The organism is Methylobacterium sp. WL69 (assembly GCF_008039485.1).
Lineage (GTDB): Bacteria > Pseudomonadota > Alphaproteobacteria > Rhizobiales > Beijerinckiaceae > Methylobacterium.
In genome coordinates, this window is record NZ_VRUZ01000008.1 from 36,272 (window position 1) to 56,667 (window position 20,396).

Consider the following 20,396-nt stretch of genomic DNA (forward strand, 5'->3'; position numbering starts at 1 on the left):
CCTCAGGACCCGGCGAACAGGGATTTGGCGGCCGCGCCCGCAGCCCCCACCAGGGGCGCCGGCACCAGCACGAACAGGATCACGACGGCGCTGGAGAGGCCGAGAACGATGCGCAGGCCCGGCGCCATGGGGTCGTAGGGAGCGAGCGGCTCGTCGAAGTACATCACCTTGACGAGGCGCAGGTAGTAGAACGCCCCGACCACGCTGGTGACCACGCCGATGATGGCGAGCGCCACGAGGTTGGCCTCGATGGCCGCGGCGAAGACGTAGAACTTGGCGAAGAACCCGGCGAGGGGCGGGATGCCGGCGAGCGAGAACATCATCGCGGCCAGACAAAACGCCAGGACGGGATGGGTGCGCGACAGGCCGGACAGGTCGTCCACGGTCTCGAACATCTGGCCGCCGCGGCGCAGGGACAGGATCACCGCGAAGGCGCCGAGCGTCATGGCGAGGTAGATGATCATGTAGATCACCACGCCGCTGATGCCGGCCTGCGAACTCGCCGCCAGACCGACGAGGGCGTAGCCGACGTTGCCGATGGAGGAATACGCCATCAGGCGCTTGATGGAGCGCTGGCCGATGGCTGCGAACGAGCCGAGCGCCATGGAGGCGATGGCGACGAAGACGATGATCTGCTGCCAGACCGCCGTCACGTCCGGGAAGGCGCCGATGAAGATTCGCACGGTCATGGCCATGGCGGCCATCTTCGGCGCCGAGGCGAAGAACGCCGTGACCGGCGTCGGCGAGCCCTCGTAGACGTCCGGCGTCCACATGTGGAACGGCACGGCCGCGAGCTTGAAGGCGACGCCGGCGGCCACGAACACGATGCCGAGGACGAGGCCGAAGCCGACATTCGCGTCGTTCAGGGCGGCGACGATGCCGGGGAACGAGACCGTGCCGGTAAACCCATAGACGAGGGACGAGCCGTAGAGCAGCATGCCCGAGGACAGCGCGCCGAGGACGAAATACTTCAGGCCGGCTTCCGTCGATTTCAGGTTGTCGCGGTGGAACGCCGCGATGACGTAGGCGGCGAGCGACTGCAGTTCGAGGCCGAGATAGAGGGAGATCAGGTCGTTGGCCGAGGCCATGACCAGCATGCCGAGGGTGCACAGGACGATGAGGATCGGAAACTCGAACCGGTCGATGCGCTCGCGCTGGAAGTAGTCGCGCGACAGCAGGATCGAGGCGGCGGAGCCCAGCAGGATCAGGGCCTTCATCACCTTCGAGAAGCCATCGACGATGAACGAGCCGTTGAGGGTCGTCACCTTCGTGCCCGGCTGGGACATGACCACGAACAGCGCCAGGATCAGCAGCAGCAGGGCGCCGACATTGACGCCCTCGGCGGAGCGCTCGCCCCGGAACGACCCGTAGAGGATCAGGACGAGGACGCCGACGCCGAGGATCAACTCCGGCAGGGCGGGCCAGAGCGCGGGCAGGACGGATTGGGCGACGGTCATCGGATCGAAGCTTTCAGCGCGCGACGGGCGGAAGGGCGGCCGCCGTCTGCGTGTTCGAGAGCGCGGTCTTCATGCTCTGCATCAACGCCTCCGTCGAGGGGGCGAAGGTGTCGAGGATGGGGGCCGGATGGACCCCGTAATAGATCGTCAGGGCGACGAGCGGCGCGATGATGATCTTCTCACGCAGATCGAGGTCGAGGATGCCCTGGAGGTTGGGCTTCTCGAGCTTGCCGTAGATCACCCGGGCATAGAGCCACAGGGCGTAGCCGGCCGACAGGATGATGCCGAACAGCGAGAAGAACGCCACCGTGGGGTTGGCCTTGAAGGCGCCCATCATGGCCAAAAACTCGCCGACGAAGCCCGACGTGCCGGGCAGGCCGACATTGGCCATGGTGAACACCATCATGGCCGCCGCGTAGAGGGGCATGCGCTTCACGAGGCCGCCATAGGCGGCGATCTCGCGGGTGTGCATCCGATCGTAGACCACGCCGACGCAGAGGAAGAGCGCACCCGAGACGATGCCGTGGGAGATCATCAGGAACAGGGCGCCCTGAATGCCCTGCTCGTTGAGGGTGAACAGGCCGAGGGTCACGAAGCCCATATGCGCCACGGACGAGTAGGCGATGAGCTTCTTGATGTCCGTCTGCATCAGCGCGATCAGCGACGTGAAGATGATCGCGATGACCGAGAGGGCGAACACCATCGGGGCAAAAGCCTGACTCGCATCGGGGAACATCGGCAGGGAGATGCGGATGAAGCCGTAGCCGCCCATCTTGAGGAGGATGCCGGCCAGGATCACCGACCCGGCGGTGGGCGCCTCGACGTGGGCGTCGGGTAGCCAGGTATGAACCGGCCACATGGGCATCTTCACCGCGAAGGAGGCGAAGAAAGCGAGCCATAGCCAGGTCTGCATCCCCGTGGGGAAGCGGGTGTGCAGCAGGGTCGGGATGTCGGTGGTGCCGGCATGCCAGTACATCGCCATGATGGCGAGCAGCATCAGCACAGAGCCGAGCAGGGTGTAGAGGAAGAACTTGAAGCTCGCGTAGATACGCCGCTTGCCGCCCCAGATGCCGATGATAAGGAACATTGGGATCAGGCCTGCTTCGAAGAACAGGTAGAACAGCACCAGGTCGAGGGCCTGGAACACGCCGATCATCGTCGTCTCGAGGACGAGGAAGGCGACGTAATACTCCTTCACCCGCTTGTCGACGGAGAGCCACGACGCACCGATGCAGAACGGCATCAGGAACGTAGTCAGCAGGATCAGCGGCATCGAGAAGCCGTCGACGCCGAGCTTGAACCGGATCGAGTCCGTCAGCCACGCGTGGGACTCGATGAGCTGGAAGCTCGACGTGGTCGCGTCGAACCGGCTCCAGGCCACGAGGGACAGGAGGAAGGTCAGGAGCGTGGTGGCGAGGGCCGCCCAGCGTGCGTTGCGCTTCGAAGCCTCCGTGTCATCCCCGAGGGTGAGGATGAAGGCCGCGCCGCACAGGGGCACGATCAGGAGGCCGGAGAGGATTCCGAGGCCGAACATCTAGCGGGCGCTCCCGTTCTTAGTGTCTCTCACAAAACTCCCGCTGCCCGTTGGTCGCAGAGCGAGAACCGTCGGGGATCGGGAGTTTTGTGAGGCACTCTTATCCGCGACCATCAGTGTCCGGCCTTGGGCAGGCCGGTGAGCATGTACCAGCTGATGAAGCCGGCGACACCGACGAGCATGACGAAGGCGTAATGGTAGACGTAACCGGTTTGGAGCCGGACGACGCCGCGGGTGACGTCCATCACCCGGGTGGCGATGCCGTCCGGGCCCATCCCGTCGATGACCCGGCCGTCGCCCTCCTTCCAGAGGAACTTTCCGAAATCCTTGGCCGGACGGACGAAGATCCGGTCGTAGAGTTCGTCGAAGTACCACTTGTTGAGGAGGAACCGGTACAGGCTCGGCTGCTGCGCGGCGAGCTGACCCGGCAGTTCCGGCCTGCGGATATACATCCAGAACGCCAATACGAAGCCGATCAGCATCATGATGAAGGGGGAATAGGCCACCAGCGCCGGCACCGAGTGGATGTCGTGCATGATGTGGTTGTCGGGGCCATGACCGAGGGAATGCCCCCAGAACTTGTCCATGCCCTCGCCGATGAAGCGGTTCTTGAAGATCAGGCCGGCGAACAGGGCGCCGAAGGCGAGGATGGCGAGCGGGATCGTCATCACCAGCGGGCTCTCATGCGGCGTGTGCGCATGGTCGTGGTGCTCGATGGCGCTGTGAGAGGCCGGCTCGACGTCGTGGCCGTGGTTGTCGTGGGCGACCCCCTCGTGGTGGCCCGGTGCACCGTCGGCCTGCGCGCTCACGGCGTGGGCGTCATGGTGTGCGGCACCGTGATTTGCCCAGCGCGCCGGTCCCTCGAAGGTCATGAAGAACAGGCGCCAGGAATAGAACGAGGTCATGAGGGCGGCGATGACGGTGGCGAGGAACGCCAGCGTGTGGCCCGGCCGGGTCGAGGCGTAGGCGGCCTCGATGATTGCATCCTTGGAGTAGTAGCCGGCGGTGAACGGGAACCCGATGAGCGCCAGCGTGCCGATGGTCATCATCGCCGTGGTGAACGGGATGTAGCGGCGCAGATTGCCCATGTTCCGCATATCCTGCTCGTGATGCATCGCATGGATGACCGAGCCGGCGCCGAGGAACAGCAGCGCCTTGAAGAAGGCGTGGGTGAAGAGGTGGAAGACGGCGGCCGAGTAGGCGCCGACACCGAGGGCCACGAACATGTAGCCGAGCTGCGAGCAGGTTGAGTACGCGATCACCCGCTTGATGTCGTTCTGCACCAGCCCGATCGTGGCGGCGAAGAACGCCGTGATGCCGCCGATGACCGTGACGACGACGAGGGCGTTGGGGGCGAGTTCGAAGATCGGCGACAGGCGCGCCACCATGAACACGCCCGCCGTCACCATGGTCGCGGCGTGGATGAGGGCGGAGACCGGGGTCGGCCCCTCCATGGCGTCGGGCAGCCAGGTGTGGAGCAGGAACTGCGCCGACTTGCCCATGGCGCCCATGAACAGGAGCAGGCAGGCCAGGGTCCAGGCGCTCCAGTCGTAGCCGAGGAAGTGGAAGGTCGCGTCCTTAATCTCGGGCGCGCGGGCGAAGATGCCGTCGAAGGCCACGGAGCCGGTCAGCACGAAGACGAGGAAGATGCCGAGCGAGAAGCCGAAATCGCCGACGCGGTTGACGATGAACGCCTTCATGGCGGCGGCATTGGCCGAGGGCTTCTCGTACCAGAACCCGATGAGCAGGTAGGACGCGAGGCCGACGCCCTCCCAGCCGAAGAACATCTGCACGAGGTTGTCGGCCGTCACCAGCATCAGCATGGCGAAGGTGAACAGCGACAGGTAGGCGAAGAAGCGCGGCCGATGCGGGTCCTCGGCCATGTAGCCGATGGAGTAGAGGTGGACGAGGGTCGAGACCGAGGTCACCACCACCAGCATCACGGCGGTGAGCGTGTCGATGCGGAAGGCCCAGTCGACCACGAGGTCGCCAGCGGTGAACCAGGTAGCGACCTGGACCCGCGTGGCGTGCTCCGTGCCCGGGATTTCCAGGAACACGCCCCAGGAGAGGAGCGCCGAGAAGGCGAGGAAGCCGGTGGTGATAGCCTCGCACACCTTGGGGCCGAGCTGGCGGCCGAACAGGCCCGCGAGCAGGGCGCCCATGAGCGGGAAGAAGACGATCGCGTGATACATCGCTGGCTTGTCCGGCCTCCTGGGTCGTGGCTGACCCCGCGCCGAGCGCGGAGCCTCGCGAACGAGCCCTGTCTTCGTGTCACCGCCCGGATCCGGGGTTTACCCGGTCGCGCTCGAATAGGGTCTTCGCGACGCGCGTCAGCCCTTCATCATGTTCACGTCCTCGACCGCGATGGAGCCGCGGTTGCGGAAGAACACGACGAGGATGGCGAGTCCGATGGCGGCCTCGGCCGCCGCCACGGTCAGCACGAACAGGGCGAAGATCTGACCCGTGATGTCGTTGAGATGCGTCGAGAACGCCACGAGATTGATGTTCACCGCGAGGAGGATGAGCTCCACGGACATCAGGATGACGATGACGTTCTTGCGGTTGATGAAGATGCCGAGCACCCCGAGGGTGAACAGGATCGCGGCGACGGTCAGGTAATGGCTCAGGCCGATCATCGGATGGGTCTCCCGTAATCCGCCATCAGACTTCCACGCCCTGGCGCGAGGGCACCTTGCGGGTCTCCACCGCGTCCGACTGGGTGCGGGCGTTCTGCACGGAGATGTTCTGGCGCTTGACGCCGGGACGGTCGCGCAGGGTGAGCACGATGGCGCCGATCATCGCCGTCAGCAGGATCATGCCGGCGAGCTGGAAGTAGAAGACATAGTCCGTGTACAGCACCCGGCCCAAAGCCTGAGTGTTGGTGACGCCCTCGGAACTGGCGAGGGGTCCGAGCGGCGCCTGCAGCAGGTCGGGGTCGATGCTCCACGAGCCGACGACGAGGATGAGCTCGATGAGAAAGATCGCCCCGATGAGCGCACCGACGGGCAGGTAGCGCTGAAAGCCCTGGCGCAGCTGGGCGAAATCCACGTCGAGCATCATCACGACGAACAGGAACAGCACCGCGACGGCGCCGACATAGACCACCACGAGGATCATCGCGAGGAACTCGGCGCCCATCATCACGAACAGGCCGGCGGCGTTCACGAAGGCGAGGATGAGATACAGCACCGAGGCCACGGGATTGCGCGAGGCGATCACCATGAAGCCCGAGGCGACGGTCACGCCGGCGAACAGGTAGAAGAAGGCTGCGGCTGCACTCATGCGATTGTGGAGATCAGCCGTCCCGAGGACAGCCCCTTCTGCCGTTGATTCGTCCATGGCCCGTGCAGGCCGCCCGCTGGGTTGGTGCAAGCCGTCCGCAGGGTAAGACAGGCCGCCCGTCTATAGAACCCGACCCTGCGGTGCACAACCGCGGAGCCGTCGTGTCTCACCGGTAAGGCGCGTCCACGGCGAGGTTGCGCGCGATCTCACGCTCCCAGCGGTCGCCGTTCAGGAGAAGCTTGTCCTTGTCGTAGAGAAGCTCCTCGCGGGTCTCCACGGAGAACTCGAGGTTCGGCCCCTCGACGATGGCATCGACGGGGCAGGCCTCCTGGCACATGCCGCAATAGATGCACTTCACCATGTCGATGTCGTAGCGCGTGGTGCGCCGGGTGCCGTCGTTGCGGCGCGGACCGGCCTCGATGGTGATGGCCTGGGCCGGGCAGATCGCCTCGCACAGCTTGCAGGCGATGCAGCGCTCTTCGCCGTTGGGATAGCGGCGCAGGGCGTGCTCCCCCCGGAAGCGCGGCCCCCGGTGCCCCATCTCGAAGGGGTAGTTGATGGTGGCCTTCGGCTTGAAGAAGTAGCGCATGGCGAGGGCGAACCCCGTCACGAACTCCTTCAGGAGAAGACCCTTGGCGACCTGATCGAGCTTCATGCTGCGATCTCCAGTTGGGTGATGTCAGGCGCCCGGCGCGAGACCGGTGAGCTTGAGGACGAAGGCGACGACGACGACGGAGATCAGCGAGAGCGGAAGGAACACCTTCCACCCGAGCCGCATGAGCTGGTCGTAGCGGTAGCGGGGCACCATGGCCTTCACCATGGCGATCATGAAGAATAGGAAGCTGGCCTTCAGGGCGAACCAGATCAGGCCCGGCACCCAGGTGAAGGGCGCGAACGGGATCGGCGAGAGCCAGCCGCCGAGGAACAGCACCGTGCCGAGCGCGCACATGGTCATGATCGCCACGTACTCGCCGAGCATGAACAGCAGGTAGGGCGTCGAGGAATACTCGACCATGTAGCCCGCCACGAGCTCGGACTCGGCCTCCGGCAGATCGAAGGGGGGGCGGTTGGTCTCGGCCAAAGCCGAGATGAAGAACACGATGAACATCGGGAACAGCCACAGCCAGTACCAGCCGAGGATGCCCAGCGACGTGTCCTGCGCCATGACGATGCGCGAGAGGTTGAGCGAGCCGGCGCAAAGCAGCACGCAGATGATGACGAAGCCCAAGCTGACTTCGTAGGAGATCATCTGCGCCGCCGAGCGGAGCGCACCGAGGAACGCGTATTTCGAGTTCGAGGCCCAACCGCCCATGAGCACGCCGTAGACGCCCAGGGACGAGATGGCGAAGATGTAGGTGATGCCGACGTTGAGGTCGGCCAGCGCCCAGCCCTCGGCCAGGGGAATCACCGCCCAGGCGGCGAGGGCCAGGGTGGCGAAGACCAGGGGCGCCAGCAGGAACAACGCCTTGTTGGCGCCGGCCGGAATCACCGGCTCCTTCAGGACGAACTTCAGCAGATCGGCGAAGGACTGGAACAGCCCCCATGGCCCGACGACGTTGGGGCCGCGCCGCAGCTGCACCGCCGCCCAGATCTTGCGGTCGGCGAGCAGGGCGTAGGCGATGAACACCAGCAGCAGGGCCAGGAGCACGAAGCTCTTGAAGGCCATGAGCAGGACGGCGCCGAGGACTTCCCAGAAGGTCATCGAGACAATCCCTACTCGGCGGCTTCGAGGCCGCGCACCCGGGCGAGGCTCGAGCATTCGGCGAGCACGCGCGAGGCGCGGGCGATCGCGTTGGTGAGGTAGAAGTCGGGCACCGCCGGCGCGAAGGCCGCACGATCCGGTGTTCCGCCGAGGCCGACCAGGGCATCGACGGCCGCGACCGCGTCGCTCGGCGCCACCGCGTCGAGGGCGGCGAAGTGCGGGTATTCGCCGTAGAGCGTCCGGCGCAGGGCGCTCAGCGAATCGAACGGCAGGCGCTGGCCGAGCACCTCGGAGAGGGCGCGCAGGATCGCCCAATCCTCGCGGGCATCACCCGGCGGGAAGCCGGCGCGGTTGGCCATCTGCACCCGGCCTTCGAGGTTGACGTAGGTGGCGCTCTTCTCTGTGTAGGCCGCACCCGGCAGGACGACGTCGGCGCGGGTGGCACCGCGGTCGCCGTGGGTGCCCTGATAGACGACGAAGGCGCCGGGAGCGATCTCGACCTCGTCCGCCCCGAGGTTGAACAGGACGTCGAGGGCCCCGCCCTGGATCATCGCCGCGAGATCGAGGCCCCCCTCCCCCGGCACGAAGCCGAGATCGAGGGCACCGACGCGGGCGGCGGCCGTGTGGAGCACGCCGAAGCCGTTCCACTCCGGCGTCACCGCGCCGATGTCCCTGGCCAGCGTCGCGACGGCCGAGAGGATCGCGGCGCCGTCGGGCCGTGCCAGGGCACCCATGCCGACGATGACCAGCGGGTGGCTCGCGGCCTTCAGCACCTCGGAGAAGCTGTGGCGGCCGGAAGCGATCTCCGCCAGGGTGTCGGGTCCGGCGCCGAGATAGGTGTGGGGATAGGTGAGATCCACCGCCTCGCCAATGAGACCGACGGCGAGCGGCGCCATGCGCCAGCGCTTGCGGATGCGCACGTTGAGGAGCGAGGCCTCCAGGCGCGGGTTCGTCCCGACGAGGAGGATGGCGTCGGCCTCCTCGATCCCCGGGATGGTGGTGCCGAGGGTGTAGGCCGCGCGGCCCCGGGCCGGATCGATCTGTTCGCCGGCCTGACGGCAGTCGAGGTTGGTGACGCCGAGGGCCGTCATCAGCGACTTCAGCGCGAACGTCTCCTCGACGCCGGCGAGATCGCCGACGATGGCGCCGATGCGCTTGGGGTCCGCGCCCTTCACCTTGGCGGCGATGGCTGCGAACGCCTCCCCCCAGGACGCCGGGCGCAGGCGGCCGTTCTCACGGACATACGGGCGGTCGAGGCGCTGCAGGCGCAGGCCGTCGACGGCGTGGCGGGTCTTGTCGGAGATCCACTCCTCGTTGACCGCCTCGTTGACGCGCGGCTCGATCTGGATGACCTCGCGGCCCTTGGCGTCGACCCGGATGGCGCAGCCCACCGCATCCATCACGTCGATGGATTCGGTCTTCGACAGCTCCCAGGGCCGGACCTCGTAGCTCTGCGGCTTGTGGACCAGCGCCCCCACGGGGCACAGGTCGGCGACGTTGCCCTGAAGCTCAGAGCCCATGGCGGACTCGAGGTAGCTCGTGATCTCCATGTCCTCGCCGCGCCCGATGGCACCGAGATCCGGCACGCCGGCGACCTCCGCCAGGAAGCGGACGCAGCGGGTGCAGTGGATGCAGCGGTTCATGGCCGTACGGACCAGCGGACCGATGTACTTCTCTTCCACGGCGCGCTTGTTCTCGCCGTAGCGGGTCGAGTCGACGCCGTAGGCCATGGCCTGATCCTGCAGGTCGCAATGGCCGCCCTGGTCACAGATCGGGCAATCGAGGGGGTGGTTGATGAGGAGGAACTCCATCACCCCCTCGCGGGCCTTCTTCGTGGTGCCCGAACGCGTCAGCACCTCCGGCGGCTCGCCGTTGGGACCGGGCCGGCAATCCTTCACCGCGTAGGCGCACGAGGCCACGGGCTTCGGCGCACCCTTGAGCTCGACCAGACACATCCGGCAATTGCCGGCGATGGACAGCCGCTCGTGGAAGCAGAAACGCGGGATCTCCGCGCCCGCGATCTCGCACGCCTGGAGCAGCGTGTAGTCCGCCGGAACATCGACCTCGGTGCCGTCGACGACGATCTTGGTCATGCGTGGGTCTCGGGTTCGAATTCGGGTTGGTGCGGGCTACGGATCACTCCGCCGCCATCGGCACCGGGTCGGAATGCGGGTTGGCGCTGTAGCGGTCGATGCGGCGCTCGATTTCAGGCCGGAAATGCCGGATCAGGCCCTGGATCGGCCAAGCCGCCGCGTCGCCGAGCGCGCAGATGGTGTGGCCCTCGATCTGCTTCGTCACGTCGAGGAGCATGTCGATCTCGCGGCGCTGGGCGCGGCCTTCGGACATGCGCAGCATCACCCGCCACATCCAGCCCGTGCCCTCGCGGCACGGCGTGCACTGGCCGCAGGACTCGTGCTTGTAGAAGTAGGCGATGCGGGCGATGGCGGAGACGATGTCGGTGGAGCGGTCGAGGACGATGACCGCCGCCGTGCCGAGGCCGGAGCCGAGGCTCTTCAGGGTGTCGAAGTCCATCTTGGCGTCGATGATCTGTTCGGCCGGCACCAGGGGCACCGAGGAGCCGCCGGGAATCGAGCACAGCAGGTTGTCCCACCCGCCGCGCATGCCGCCGCAATGCCGGTCGATGAGCTCGCGGAAGGTGATCCCGAGTTCCTCCTCGACGTTGCACGGCTTGTTGACGTGGCCCGAGACGCAGAACAGCTTGGTGCCGGTGTTGTTCTTGCCGCCGAGACCCGCGAACCACGCACCGCCCCGGCGCAGGATGGTGCCGGCGACGGCGATGGACTCGACGTTGTTCACCGTCGTCGGGCAGCCGTAGAGACCCATGTTGGCCGGGAACGGCGGCTTGAGGCGCGGCATCCCCTTCTTGCCCTCGAGGCTCTCCAGCAGCGCCGTCTCCTCGCCGCAGATGTAGGCGCCGGCGCCGTGATGGACGTAGATGTCGAACGGATATCCGTGGACGTTGTCCTTGCCGACGAGGCGGGCCGCATAGGCCTCGTCGACGGCCTTCTGCAGGGCATGCTTCTCGGCGACGTACTCGCCGCGGATGTAGATGTAGCAGGCGTGCGCGGCCATGGAGAAGGAAGCCAGCAGGCAGCCCTCGATGAGAAGATGCGGATCGTGCCGCATGATCTCCCGATCCTTGCAGGTGCCGGGCTCCGACTCGTCGGCGTTGACCACGAGGTAGTGCGGCCGCCCATCCGACTTCTTCGGCATGAACGACCATTTCAGGCCCGTGGGGAAACCTGCGCCGCCGCGCCCGCGCAGGCCCGACTGCTTCATCTCTTCGATGATCCAGTCGCGGCCCATCTCGAGCAGGAACTTGGTGCCGTCCCAGGCGCCGCGTTTCTTGGCCTCGTCCAGGCCGGGCGAGTGCAGGCCGTAGAGGTTGGTGAAGATGCGATCCTGATCGGAGAGCATGCTAGTTCCCCTCGCTCTTCGGAGCGGAGCGCTTCGGCCCGGACTTGTTCGCCGGTGCCGGCTTCGGCTCGTCGACGGTTCCGCTCGCACCCGACGCGACGGGCTGGGGTGGCGGCTCGTCCCGCGGCAGGTCGGATTGCGTACCGGCCTCGGCACCGGCCGCCTCGGCCCGCGCCACCGTCTCGGCGGCGGACGGCGCTGGCGTGCCGGGCTGGGCCGTGGACTCGGTGCCATCGGCCGCATCGGTCTTGTCGCCGGATTTGACCGGTGTCTCGCCGGCGGCCGAACGCTGGGCCGGCGCGTCGGTGGATTTTCCTTCAGCGGCGCGACCGGACGCGGGATGCGCCGGCTTCGGGTCGGCGGCGGCACGCTGCTCGGACGACGCGGCCTCGGCCTTGCCCGACGTTTCGCTGCTGTCCTCGGCCTTCTTGTCCTCGAAGCGCTGGCGCCAGGCGCCGACGCGCGAGCCGTCGAAGAGGGTCGTGTCCGTGAGCGTGTCGGCCCCGCCCTTCGGCTCGGACGAGGTCCGGCCGACCTGCGAGCCGATCTTGACGGGACGCCCGGCGGCGAGATCGTCCATGAGGGCGCCGAGGAGATCGGGCGTCAGGTCCTCGTAGTAATCCTGGTTGATCTGCGCCATGGGCGCGTTGCAGCAGGCGCCCAGGCACTCGACTTCGAGCCAGGAGAAGTTGCCGTCGGCGCTGACATGACCGGGCGCGCCGAGGCGGGCCTGGAGGTAATCCTTCAGTTCACGCGCGCCGCAGGAATCGCACGGCACCGTGCCGCAGAGCTGGATCCAGAACCGGCCCACGGGCTCCAGGGCGAACATCGTGTAGAAGGTCGCGACTTCGAGGACGCGGATATGCGGCATGCCGAGTTCGCCGGCCACCGCCTCGATGGCGGCGCGCGGCAGCCAGCCGCCGTTCTGCTCCTGCGCCTTCCACAAAAGCGGGATCACCGCCGAAGCCTGTCGGCCTTCCGGATACTTCTCGATCTGGCCCTTGGCCCACTCGGCGTTCTCGGACGAGAAGGCGAAGGAGGCCGGCTGCTCTGAGGCGGGGGCGAGTCTGCGGTTTGCCATCAGTTCGAAACCTTGCGTCCCATCACCGGTCCACCTCGCCGAACACGATGTCCAGCGTACCGAGCACGCAGGACACGTCGGCCAGCATGTGGCCGCGGCACATCCAGTCCATGGCCTGGAGATGGGCGAAGCCGGGAGCGCGGATCTTGCAGCGGTAGGGTTTGTTGGTGCCGTCGGCGACGAGGTAGACGCCGAACTCGCCCTTGGGCGCCTCGACGGCCGCGTAGACCTCGCCGGCCGGCACGTGAAAGCCTTCGGTGTAGAGCTTGAAGTGGTGGATGAGCGCTTCCATCGAGCGCTTCATCTCCCGGCGCGGCGGCGGCGCGAACTTGCCGTCGGTGGCCGCGATGGGTCCCTGCCCTGCGGGCTCGCGCAGCTTCACGCAGCACTGCCGCATGATCTTGGCCGACTCGCGCATCTCCTCCATGCGGATGACCTGGCGATCGTAGGTGTCGCCGTTCTTCCCCACGGGAATGTCGAACTCCATCTCCTCGTAGCACTCGTAGGGCTGCGACTTGCGCAGGTCCCACGGGATGCCGGAGCCGCGCACCATCACGCCCGAAAACCCCCAGGCCATGGCCTCGTCCACGGTGACGATGCCGATGTCGACGTTGCGCTGCTTGAAGATGCGGTTGCCCATGACGAGGTTGTCGAGGTCGTCGACCACCTGCAGGAACGGATCGATGAACGCCTCGATGTCGTCGATGAGGGCGGGCGGCAGGTCCTGATGGACGCCGCCGGGCCGGAAGTAGTTGGCGTGGAGGCGGGCACCCGACGCGCGCTCGTAGAAGATCATCAGCTTCTCGCGCTCCTCGAAGCCCCAGAGCGGGGGCGTCAGGGCGCCGACATCCATCGCCTGCGTGGTGACGTTGAGGAGGTGGGAGAGGATGCGGCCGATCTCGCAGAACAGAACCCGGATGAGCTGGGCGCGACGCGGCACCTGCAGCCCCAGCAGCTTCTCGATGCCGAGGCAGAAGGCGTGCTCCTGGTTCATCGGCGAGACGTAGTCGAGCCGGTCGAAATAGGGGGTCGCCTGCAGGTAGGTCTTGTGCTCGATGAGCTTCTCGGTGCCGCGATGCAGCAGGCCGATATGCGGATCGACGCGCTCGACGATCTCGCCGTCGAGCTCGAGCACGAGGCGCAGCACGCCGTGCGCCGCCGGGTGCTGGGGCCCGAAATTGATGGCGAAGTTGCGGATGTTGTGCTCGGTCATGGCCTCGCTCCGCGCCTAGGCTGATGTCTTCTCGTCCCCAGGGAGCACGTACTCGGTGCCCTCCCACGGCGAGAGGAAGTCGAAGTTCCGGAATTCCTGCGTCAGCTTGACCGGCTCGTACACGACCCGCGCCTCGTCCTGATCGTAGCGGACCTCGACGAACCCCGTCAGCGGGAAGTCCTTGCGCAGGGGATGCCCCTCGAAGCCGTAATCGGTCAGCAGCCGGCGCAGGTCGGGGTGGCCCGAGAACAGGATGCCGTAGAGGTCGTAGGCCTCGCGCTCGAACCAGTTCGCCGCCGGGAACACGTCGATGACCGACGGCACCGAGGTCTGGTCGTCGGTCTGCACCTTGACCCGGATGCGGGTGTTATGGCGCAGGGACAGCAGATGGTAGACCACGTCGAAGCGCTTGGCGCGGTTCGGATAGTCGGCACCGCAGATGTCGATGAAGCACCGGAAGGCACAGGCCGGATCGTCGCGCAGATACGTCAGCGCATAGACGATGTCGCTGGCCTGGATGACGAGGGTCAGTTCGCCGAACGCGATGGTGCGCGTCACGACGGCCGGGCCGAGGGCGCCGCCGACATGGTCGCTGAGGGCCTGGAGCGCGTCGGGCCCGGACGGGGCGGCGGTGTGCGCCCGGATGGTGATGCCGTTGCTCATCGACCCCTCAGCGCTCGATGGTGCCGGTGCGGCGGATCTTCTTCTGAAGCAGCAGGACGCCGTACAGGAGCGCCTCCGCGGTCGGGGGACACCCCGGAACGTAGATGTCCACCGGCACCACACGGTCGCAGCCACGCACGACCGAGTAGGAATAATGGTAGTAGCCGCCGCCGTTGGCGCACGAGCCCATCGAGATCACGTAGCGGGGCTCCGGCATCTGGTCGTAGACCTTGCGCAAAGCTGGCGCCATCTTGTTGGTGAGGGTGCCGGCGACGATCATCACGTCGGACTGGCGGGGCGAGCCGCGCGGGGCGAAGCCGAAGCGCTCGCAATCGTAGCGCGGCATCGACATCTGCATCATCTCGACGGCGCAGCAGGCGAGACCGAACGTCATCCACATGAGCGAGCCCGTGCGGGCCCAGTTGATGAGGTCGTCCGTGGAGGTGATGAGGAAGCCGCGGTCGGCGAGTTCGCTGTTGATCAACAGGAAGGTCGGATCGTCGGCACCGATGGGCCGGCCGGTGTTGGGATCGATGATCCCCTTGGGGGCCGGTGCGATGGCCGGGGCGCGGGAGAGGTCGGGACTGAAGGCCATCGGTTTCTCGGGATCAGGCTTCGGACGATTCGGCGGCTCGGCGGCGACGCGGGAGTTCTAGTCCCACTCCAGGGCGCCCTTGCGCCATTCGTAGACGAAGCCGACGGTCAGAACGCCGAGGAAGGCCATCATCGACCACATGCCGAACCAGCCGAGCTCGCCGAAGGTGATCGCCCACGGGAACAGGAAGGCGACTTCGAGGTCGAAGATGATGAACAGGATCGCCACGAGGTAGAAGCGCACGTCGAACTTCATGCGCGCGTCGTCGAAGGCGTTGAAGCCGCACTCGTAGGCCGACAGCTTCTCGGGATCGGGGCTGTTGTACGCCACGAGGAAGGGCGCCACGAGCAGGGCCGCCGCGATGAACAGCGATACGCCGATGAAGACGATGAGGGGCAGATAATCCGCCATCAGGCCGGTCATGCGGGACCTCTCATATGCGCCGGCGACCACACTGCCCCGGGGGCGACCCGCCGGATGGAATTGCTCCAATGCCAGACTGCGCCGGCCGGAGGCTTAGACGACCCCCGGAAGGGAGACAAGGGCGGCTCGCATTGCACAAATTCGCACATGTCACGGAGGTAGGTCCGCGGTCCGGCCGGACAACACGACCGATCCGCGCAGGCACCGGTCCTGCGGCCGATCCCGGGATAGCGGGGACATCTCCGCTGCAGCGCAAAAGTCCCGTGGCGAAGGGACCCGCCTGGAACCATAACCTTGGCCGTGGGTTTCATTCATGTCCCACTCAGGCCGGATCGCGTTAGGTCGGCGCATATTCGACCTCACAGGAGACGCTTCGTGCGCATTGCCCAGATAGCTCCGCTCTCGGAGGCGGTCCCCCCGAAGTTCTACGGCGGCACCGAGCGCGTCGTGTCCTGGATCACGGAAGAGCTCGTCCGCCAGGGCCACGACGTCACCCTGTTTGCCAGCGGCGATTCGGAGACCTCGGCCAAGCTCGCGGCCTGCACGCCGGAAGGCCTGCGCCTCCTGGGCTACCGCGACCACACGGCGAGCCATCTCGCCATGCTGCATCACGTCCACAAGCGTGCGCACGAGTTCGATGTGCTGCACTTCCACATCGATCTGCTGCAATATCCCATGTTCGAGGACCTGAACCACAAGTGCATCACGACGATGCACGGCCGCCTCGACGTGCCGGACTTCATGCCGGTCTACCGCACCTTCACGGGCATGCCCCTGGTGTCGATCTCCGACAACCAGCGCGAGCCGATGCCGAAGAACGTGAACTGGGCCTCCACCATCCATCACGGCCTGCCGGCCCAGAACTGCCCGTTCTATCCGGAGGCCAAGGGCGGCTACCTCGCCTTCCTCGGTCGCATCTCCCCCGAGAAGCGCCCCGATCGCGCCATCGAGATGGCGATCCGGTCCGGGGTACCCCTGAAGATCGCCGCGAAGGTCGACAAGGCCGATCAGGATTACTGGGACGAGGTCATCGAGCCGATGATCCACCATCCCCTGGTCGAGTATATCGGCGAGATCAACGAAGAGCAGAAGAAGGACTTCCTCGGCAACGCCCTGGCGCTGGCCTTCCCCATCGATTGGCCGGAGCCGTTCGGTCTGGTGATGATCGAGGCCATGTCCGCCGGCACGCCGGTCATCGCGTTCCGCAACGGCTCCGTGCCGGAAGTGATCGCCGACGGCGTCTCGGGCGTCCTGTGCGATTCGATGGACGATGCGGTGGAGGCCGTCCACATGGTCAAGACCATGAGCCGCGCCGGCGTGCGCCGCCACTTCGAGACGCAGTTCACCGCCGAGTGCATGGTCCGCAAGTACGTCGCCGCCTACGAGAGGCTGCTCGCCCATCAGGTCGACGTGATCAAGATGCCCCACGCGGCCGCCTTCTCGCCCCGTTACGGCGACCTCAACGGGTCTTCCCTGCCGTCGATTTCCGTCGCCGCCATGCCGGCCTGACAGCCACCCGGCATCGGGCTTGCAAAGCCGGATGCCGTGGGGTGACGTCGCACGATCGCCGCACTAACTCTTACCCTGAAGGCCGCCCGCATCGCATGCCGCGACGGGCGGCCTTTCGATTCCAGACCCATCGCGATCCTCGACTCGCGAAAACATCCCTCGAACATTCCGGAGACGCTCGGGCATGGCGGCTGACAGTTTCACGGCGACTCCCGAACAGGCACCCGGCACGACGGACGGGCCGCTGAACCATGGCTTTCAGGATGCCGACGCGGTCCTGCCCCAGTACCATATCGAGGCCCACACCTCCCTGGTCGAGCGGCCCCTGCGCTCGCTGAAGTACGGCGAGGCCTTCGCGGTGCTGGACAGCTACGGCGATATCGGCGTGCTGCCCGGCCCCGAGGGCCTGTATTTCCAGGACACGCGCTACCTGTCGCGCCTGCATTTCACCATCGAGGATCAGCGCCCCCTGCTCCTGTCCTCGGTGATGCAGGACGACAACGGGGCGCTGAGCGTCGACATGACGACCCCCGACATCCGCATCGACGCCCACGACGAGACCACGATCCCGCGTGAGCTCATCGCCATCGAGCGCACCAAGTTCCTGTTCAAGGGGGCGTGCTACGACCGAATCGGCCTGCGCAACTACGATTCGCGCCATTGGAACCTCAAGATCGGCGTGACCTTCGACGCCGATTTCCGCGATCTGTTCGAGGTCCGGGGCATGGACCGGCCGGTGCGGGGCAAGCGCAGCGTCCAGGTCGCGAGCGAGTCCGAGGTCCAGTTCCGCTACGTCGGCCTCGACGAGGTGGTGCGGACCACGAGCCTGCATTTCGGCCCGAAGCCGAAGCACATCGAGCCGGGCAAGGTCGGCTTCGAGGTCTCCCTGCCGCCGGGCGGACGGGCCTCCCTGTTCATCCGCACGGTGTTCGAATCGCACCGGGCCTTCACCAGCGCGCCGGCCGCCGAGAAGGTCGGCGAGGACGCCGCCGCCGGCCTGTCGCACGCCGCCGGCTCCTCGGCCACGGCCCGCCATCCCAAGGGCCTGGCCGAGGGCGTGATCTTCGCCCGCGCGTACCGTGATTCGCGCCGGGACCTGCGCCAGCTCACGGCCGGCATCACCACCATCATCTCGTCCAACGACCAGTTCAACGAGGCCGCCTGCCGCGCCACTGCCGACCTCTACATGCTGGCGAGCCGGACCCCGGAGGGCATCTACCCGTTCGCCGGCATCCCCTGGTACTCCACGGTGTTCGGCCGCGACGGCATCATCACGGCGATGATGGCCCTGTGGATCGACCCGAACTTCGCCAAGGGCGTCCTGCGCTACCTCGCCTCGACCCAGGCCAAGGCCATCGATCCCGCCGCCGACGCCCAGCCCGGCAAGGTGCTGCACGAGACCCGGCGCGGCGAGATGGCGATGCTCGGCGAGGTGCCGTTCCGGCACTATTACGGCACCATCGACGGCACGCCGCTCTTCGTCATGCTGGCCTCGGAGTACTACGCGGTCACCGGCGACCGGGAGACCATCGAGCGGATCTGGCCGGCCCTCGAACTGGCGCTCGAATGGATGAACAAGTACGGCGACCGGGACGGCGACGGCTTCGTCGAGTACGCCCGCGACACCGACAAGGGCCTGGAGAACCAGGGCTGGAAGGACAGCCACGATTCGATCTTCCACACGGACGGGAACCTCGCCAAGGGCCCCATCGCCCTGTGCGAGGTCCAGGGCTACGTCTATGCCGCCAAGAACGGCATGGCGACCCTCGCCACCCTGCTCGGCCACGATGCCCTGGCCGAGCGCCTCGGCGCGGAGGCCACCAAGCTGCGGGCCGATTTCGACACGGCGTTCTGGTGCGAGGCCATCGGCACCTACGCCCTGGCCCTCGACGGCGAGAAGCGGCAATGCGCCGTGCGCTCGTCCAATGCCGGCCACGCCCTGTTCACCGGCATCGCCCTGCCGGAGCGCGCGCCAAGCGTCGCCGCCAACCTCCTGTCCAAGGACGGGTTCAACGGCTGGGGCGTGCGCACCATCGCGCGCGGCGAGGCGCGCTACAATCCGATGTCGTACCACAACGGCTCGATCTGGCCGCACGACAACGCCCTCGTGGCCATGGGGCTCGCCCGCTACGACCTGAAGCCCGAGGCCTCGCGGATCTTCGAGGGCATGTTCGACACCGCCCTCTACCAGGACCAGAAGCGCCTGCCGGAGCTGTTCTGCGGCTTCATGCGCCGCCATCAGCGCGGGCCGGTCTCCTACCCGGTGGCGTGCTCCCCCCAGGCCTGGGCGGCGGCGGCCCCCTTCGCGTTCCTCGCCGCCTGCATCGGCCTCGAACTCCAGCACGACCGCAACCGCATCCGCCTGAAGAACCCGACCCTGCCGGCCTTCCTCGACGGGGTCTCGATCTTCAACCTGAAGCTCGGCGACTCGCGGGTGGACCTGCGCTTCCAGCGCTACGGCGGCGACGTCACGGTGAACGTCCTGCGGCGGACGGGCGACGCGCAGGTTTCGGTGGTGAAGTAGGGACGCTCATCCCCCCTCCCCTCGCGGGGAGGGCGATCGCATATGACCGCCGGTGTCATTCCGGGGCGCTGCAGGCGAACCCGGAATCCAGAGCCGCCGATAGCGCAAAGCCTTGCCAGACCAGTGTTTCTGGGTCCCGGGTTCCGCTGCGCGGCCCCGGGATGACGAAGCGTTGCGGGAGTCTCCAACGCCCCCAAACGCCATATGCGATCGCCCTGCCTCGTGGGGAGGGGCCCCGTGCATCCGCACTGGGATCGACCACGAAAAACGCCGCCTTCCCCGGGGGAAAGCGGCGCGGATCGTCTTGCCCGAACTGGCGTCGTGCTCAGCGCGGCGCCAGGATCATGATCATCTGGCGGCCCTCGAGCATCGGCTCGCTCTCCACCTTGGCGATCTCCTGGGTCTCGTTCTTCACCCGCTCGAGCAGGCGCAGGCCGATATCCTGGTGGGCCATCTCACGACCGCGGAAGCGCAGGGTCACCTTGACCTTGTCGCCCTCCTCGAAGAACCGCACCACGGCCTTCATCTTGGTGTCGTAGTCGTGCTTGTCGATGCCGGGCCGCAGCTTGATCTCCTTGACCTCGACCGTCTTCTGCTTCTTGCGGGCCTCGTTCTGCTTCTTCTGCTCGTTGAAGCGGAAGCGGCCGTAATCGAGGAGCTTGCAGACGGGAGGAACGGAGTTGGGCGCGATCTCGACGAGGTCGAGGCCGGCTTCCTCGGCCAACGCGAGGGCGTCGAAGAAGGCGACCACACCCCGGTTCTGACCGGTGTCGTCGATGAGCTGCACTTCGCGAACGCCACGGATGTCCCGGTTGGCGCGCGGCCCGTCCTTCTGCGGGGCCGGCATAGCTCTCATAGGTCTACGAATGGCTTCAATCTCCTGATGAAACGACGAAACGGCAGCCTGCGAACCCACACCCCTCGGGGTCGATCCTGGCCACCAATCGCTCCGGAATCCGGCCCGATACCTTGGCT

At 66.8% G+C, this 20,396-nt stretch carries 17 protein-coding genes; 2 read left to right on the forward strand and 15 right to left on the reverse strand.

The genetic code is table 11. The annotated features are described in order from the left end of the window. Nucleotides 1-2 precede the first annotated feature (2 nt). The 14 genes from nuoN to FV218_RS04385 all read right to left on the reverse strand — a co-directional run bounded on the left by nuoN (nucleotide 3) and on the right by FV218_RS04385 (nucleotide 15,388). Complete coding sequence (gene nuoN, locus FV218_RS04320; RefSeq protein WP_056089080.1) at nucleotides 3-1,457, reverse strand: NADH-quinone oxidoreductase subunit NuoN; 1,455 nt, start codon at nucleotides 1,455-1,457, stop codon at nucleotides 3-5. 13 nt (nucleotides 1,458-1,470) lie between these two features. After that, entirely contained in the window at nucleotides 1,471-2,991 is a 1,521-nt protein-coding gene (locus FV218_RS04325) for an NADH-quinone oxidoreductase subunit M (protein WP_147708836.1), read from the reverse strand. Between the two features lie 113 nt (nucleotides 2,992-3,104). After that, nucleotides 3,105-5,183, reverse strand: a complete 2,079-nt coding sequence (nuoL, locus tag FV218_RS04330; RefSeq protein ID WP_147708837.1) for an NADH-quinone oxidoreductase subunit L — start codon at nucleotides 5,181-5,183, stop codon at nucleotides 3,105-3,107. A 138-nt stretch (nucleotides 5,184-5,321) separates the two neighbouring features. Beyond that, a complete protein-coding gene (nuoK, locus tag FV218_RS04335) occupies nucleotides 5,322-5,627 on the reverse strand; it encodes an NADH-quinone oxidoreductase subunit NuoK (RefSeq protein ID WP_147708838.1) in 306 nt (101 codons plus the stop codon). Between the two features lie 25 nt (nucleotides 5,628-5,652). Beyond that, nucleotides 5,653-6,273 (reverse strand): NADH-quinone oxidoreductase subunit J, encoded by a 621-nt coding sequence (locus tag FV218_RS04340; RefSeq protein WP_147708839.1) that lies wholly within the window; start codon nucleotides 6,271-6,273, stop codon nucleotides 5,653-5,655. A gap of 166 nt (nucleotides 6,274-6,439) precedes the next feature. Next, nucleotides 6,440-6,928, reverse strand: a complete 489-nt coding sequence (gene nuoI / locus FV218_RS04345) for an NADH-quinone oxidoreductase subunit NuoI (RefSeq protein WP_056089094.1) — start codon at nucleotides 6,926-6,928, stop codon at nucleotides 6,440-6,442. A 24-nt stretch (nucleotides 6,929-6,952) separates the two neighbouring features. Continuing rightward, nucleotides 6,953-7,975 (reverse strand): NADH-quinone oxidoreductase subunit NuoH, encoded by a 1,023-nt coding sequence (gene nuoH / locus FV218_RS04350; protein ID WP_056089098.1) that lies wholly within the window; start codon nucleotides 7,973-7,975, stop codon nucleotides 6,953-6,955. An 11-nt stretch (nucleotides 7,976-7,986) separates the two neighbouring features. After that, nucleotides 7,987-10,068, reverse strand: coding sequence for an NADH-quinone oxidoreductase subunit NuoG (gene nuoG / locus FV218_RS04355; RefSeq protein WP_147708840.1), 2,082 nt, complete (start codon nucleotides 10,066-10,068; stop codon nucleotides 7,987-7,989). Nucleotides 10,069-10,111: 43 nt separating this feature from the next. After that, nucleotides 10,112-11,413 carry an NADH-quinone oxidoreductase subunit NuoF gene (gene nuoF, locus FV218_RS04360; protein ID WP_147708841.1) on the reverse strand — a complete coding sequence of 434 codons (1,302 nt, stop codon included), beginning with the start codon at nucleotides 11,411-11,413 and terminating at the stop codon, nucleotides 10,112-10,114. A gap of 1 nt (nucleotide 11,414) precedes the next feature. Then, on the reverse strand, nucleotides 11,415-12,494 hold the full coding sequence (gene nuoE, locus FV218_RS04365) for an NADH-quinone oxidoreductase subunit NuoE (protein ID WP_147708842.1): 1,080 nt from the start codon (nucleotides 12,492-12,494) through the stop codon (nucleotides 11,415-11,417). A gap of 22 nt (nucleotides 12,495-12,516) precedes the next feature. Then, nucleotides 12,517-13,707: an NADH-quinone oxidoreductase subunit D gene (locus FV218_RS04370; RefSeq protein WP_056166553.1), complete on the reverse strand. Its 1,191-nt coding sequence runs from the start codon at nucleotides 13,705-13,707 to the stop codon at nucleotides 12,517-12,519. 15 nt (nucleotides 13,708-13,722) lie between these two features. Beyond that, complete coding sequence (locus FV218_RS04375) at nucleotides 13,723-14,370, reverse strand: NADH-quinone oxidoreductase subunit C (RefSeq protein ID WP_056089115.1); 648 nt, start codon at nucleotides 14,368-14,370, stop codon at nucleotides 13,723-13,725. A gap of 7 nt (nucleotides 14,371-14,377) precedes the next feature. Beyond that, entirely contained in the window at nucleotides 14,378-14,965 is a 588-nt protein-coding gene (locus FV218_RS04380) for an NADH-quinone oxidoreductase subunit B (RefSeq protein WP_147708843.1), read from the reverse strand. A gap of 57 nt (nucleotides 14,966-15,022) precedes the next feature. Beyond that, complete coding sequence (locus FV218_RS04385; RefSeq protein WP_056089121.1) at nucleotides 15,023-15,388, reverse strand: NADH-quinone oxidoreductase subunit A; 366 nt, start codon at nucleotides 15,386-15,388, stop codon at nucleotides 15,023-15,025. A gap of 375 nt (nucleotides 15,389-15,763) precedes the next feature. On the opposite strand from FV218_RS04385, the gene FV218_RS04390 reads away from it, so the two are divergent. Together FV218_RS04390 and FV218_RS04395 are read left to right on the forward strand one after the other, a co-directional pair. Further along, nucleotides 15,764-16,897: a glycosyltransferase family 4 protein gene (locus FV218_RS04390; RefSeq protein ID WP_056089124.1), complete on the forward strand. Its 1,134-nt coding sequence runs from the start codon at nucleotides 15,764-15,766 to the stop codon at nucleotides 16,895-16,897. A gap of 184 nt (nucleotides 16,898-17,081) precedes the next feature. Beyond that, entirely contained in the window at nucleotides 17,082-19,421 is a 2,340-nt protein-coding gene (locus tag FV218_RS04395) for a glycogen debranching N-terminal domain-containing protein (RefSeq protein ID WP_147708844.1), read from the forward strand. Nucleotides 19,422-19,746: 325 nt separating this feature from the next. Here the strand turns inward: FV218_RS04395 and infC are convergent, their stop codons facing one another. Then, the gene (gene infC / locus FV218_RS04400; protein WP_238223988.1) at nucleotides 19,747-20,268 is read right to left on the reverse strand and encodes a translation initiation factor IF-3; all 522 of its coding nucleotides are present in this window, start codon (nucleotides 20,266-20,268) and stop codon (nucleotides 19,747-19,749) included. Nucleotides 20,269-20,396 lie beyond the last annotated feature (128 nt).

Coding starts and splice junctions, on each gene's coding strand:
- FV218_RS04380 (WP_147708843.1), bottom strand. CDS start 14,965: ATGGCCTTCAGTCCCGACCTCTCCCGCGCCCCGGCCATCGCACCGGCC.
- nuoF (WP_147708841.1), bottom strand. CDS start 11,413: ATGCTCTCCGATCAGGATCGCATCTTCACCAACCTCTACGGCCTGCAC.
- FV218_RS04340 (WP_147708839.1), bottom strand. CDS start 6,273: ATGAGTGCAGCCGCAGCCTTCTTCTACCTGTTCGCCGGCGTGACCGTC.
- nuoE (WP_147708842.1), bottom strand. CDS start 12,494: ATGGCAAACCGCAGACTCGCCCCCGCCTCAGAGCAGCCGGCCTCCTTC.
- FV218_RS04370 (WP_056166553.1), bottom strand. CDS start 13,707: ATGACCGAGCACAACATCCGCAACTTCGCCATCAATTTCGGGCCCCAG.
- nuoN (WP_056089080.1), bottom strand. CDS start 1,457: ATGACCGTCGCCCAATCCGTCCTGCCCGCGCTCTGGCCCGCCCTGCCG.
- infC (WP_238223988.1), bottom strand. CDS start 20,268: ATGCCGGCCCCGCAGAAGGACGGGCCGCGCGCCAACCGGGACATCCGT.
- nuoH (WP_056089098.1), bottom strand. CDS start 7,975: ATGACCTTCTGGGAAGTCCTCGGCGCCGTCCTGCTCATGGCCTTCAAG.
- nuoI (WP_056089094.1), bottom strand. CDS start 6,928: ATGAAGCTCGATCAGGTCGCCAAGGGTCTTCTCCTGAAGGAGTTCGTG.
- nuoG (WP_147708840.1), bottom strand. CDS start 10,068: ATGACCAAGATCGTCGTCGACGGCACCGAGGTCGATGTTCCGGCGGAC.
- FV218_RS04385 (WP_056089121.1), bottom strand. CDS start 15,388: ATGACCGGCCTGATGGCGGATTATCTGCCCCTCATCGTCTTCATCGGC.
- FV218_RS04375 (WP_056089115.1), bottom strand. CDS start 14,370: ATGAGCAACGGCATCACCATCCGGGCGCACACCGCCGCCCCGTCCGGG.
- nuoL (WP_147708837.1), bottom strand. CDS start 5,183: ATGTATCACGCGATCGTCTTCTTCCCGCTCATGGGCGCCCTGCTCGCG.
- nuoK (WP_147708838.1), bottom strand. CDS start 5,627: ATGATCGGCCTGAGCCATTACCTGACCGTCGCCGCGATCCTGTTCACC.
- FV218_RS04395 (WP_147708844.1), top strand. CDS start 17,082: ATGGCGGCTGACAGTTTCACGGCGACTCCCGAACAGGCACCCGGCACG.
- FV218_RS04325 (WP_147708836.1), bottom strand. CDS start 2,991: ATGTTCGGCCTCGGAATCCTCTCCGGCCTCCTGATCGTGCCCCTGTGC.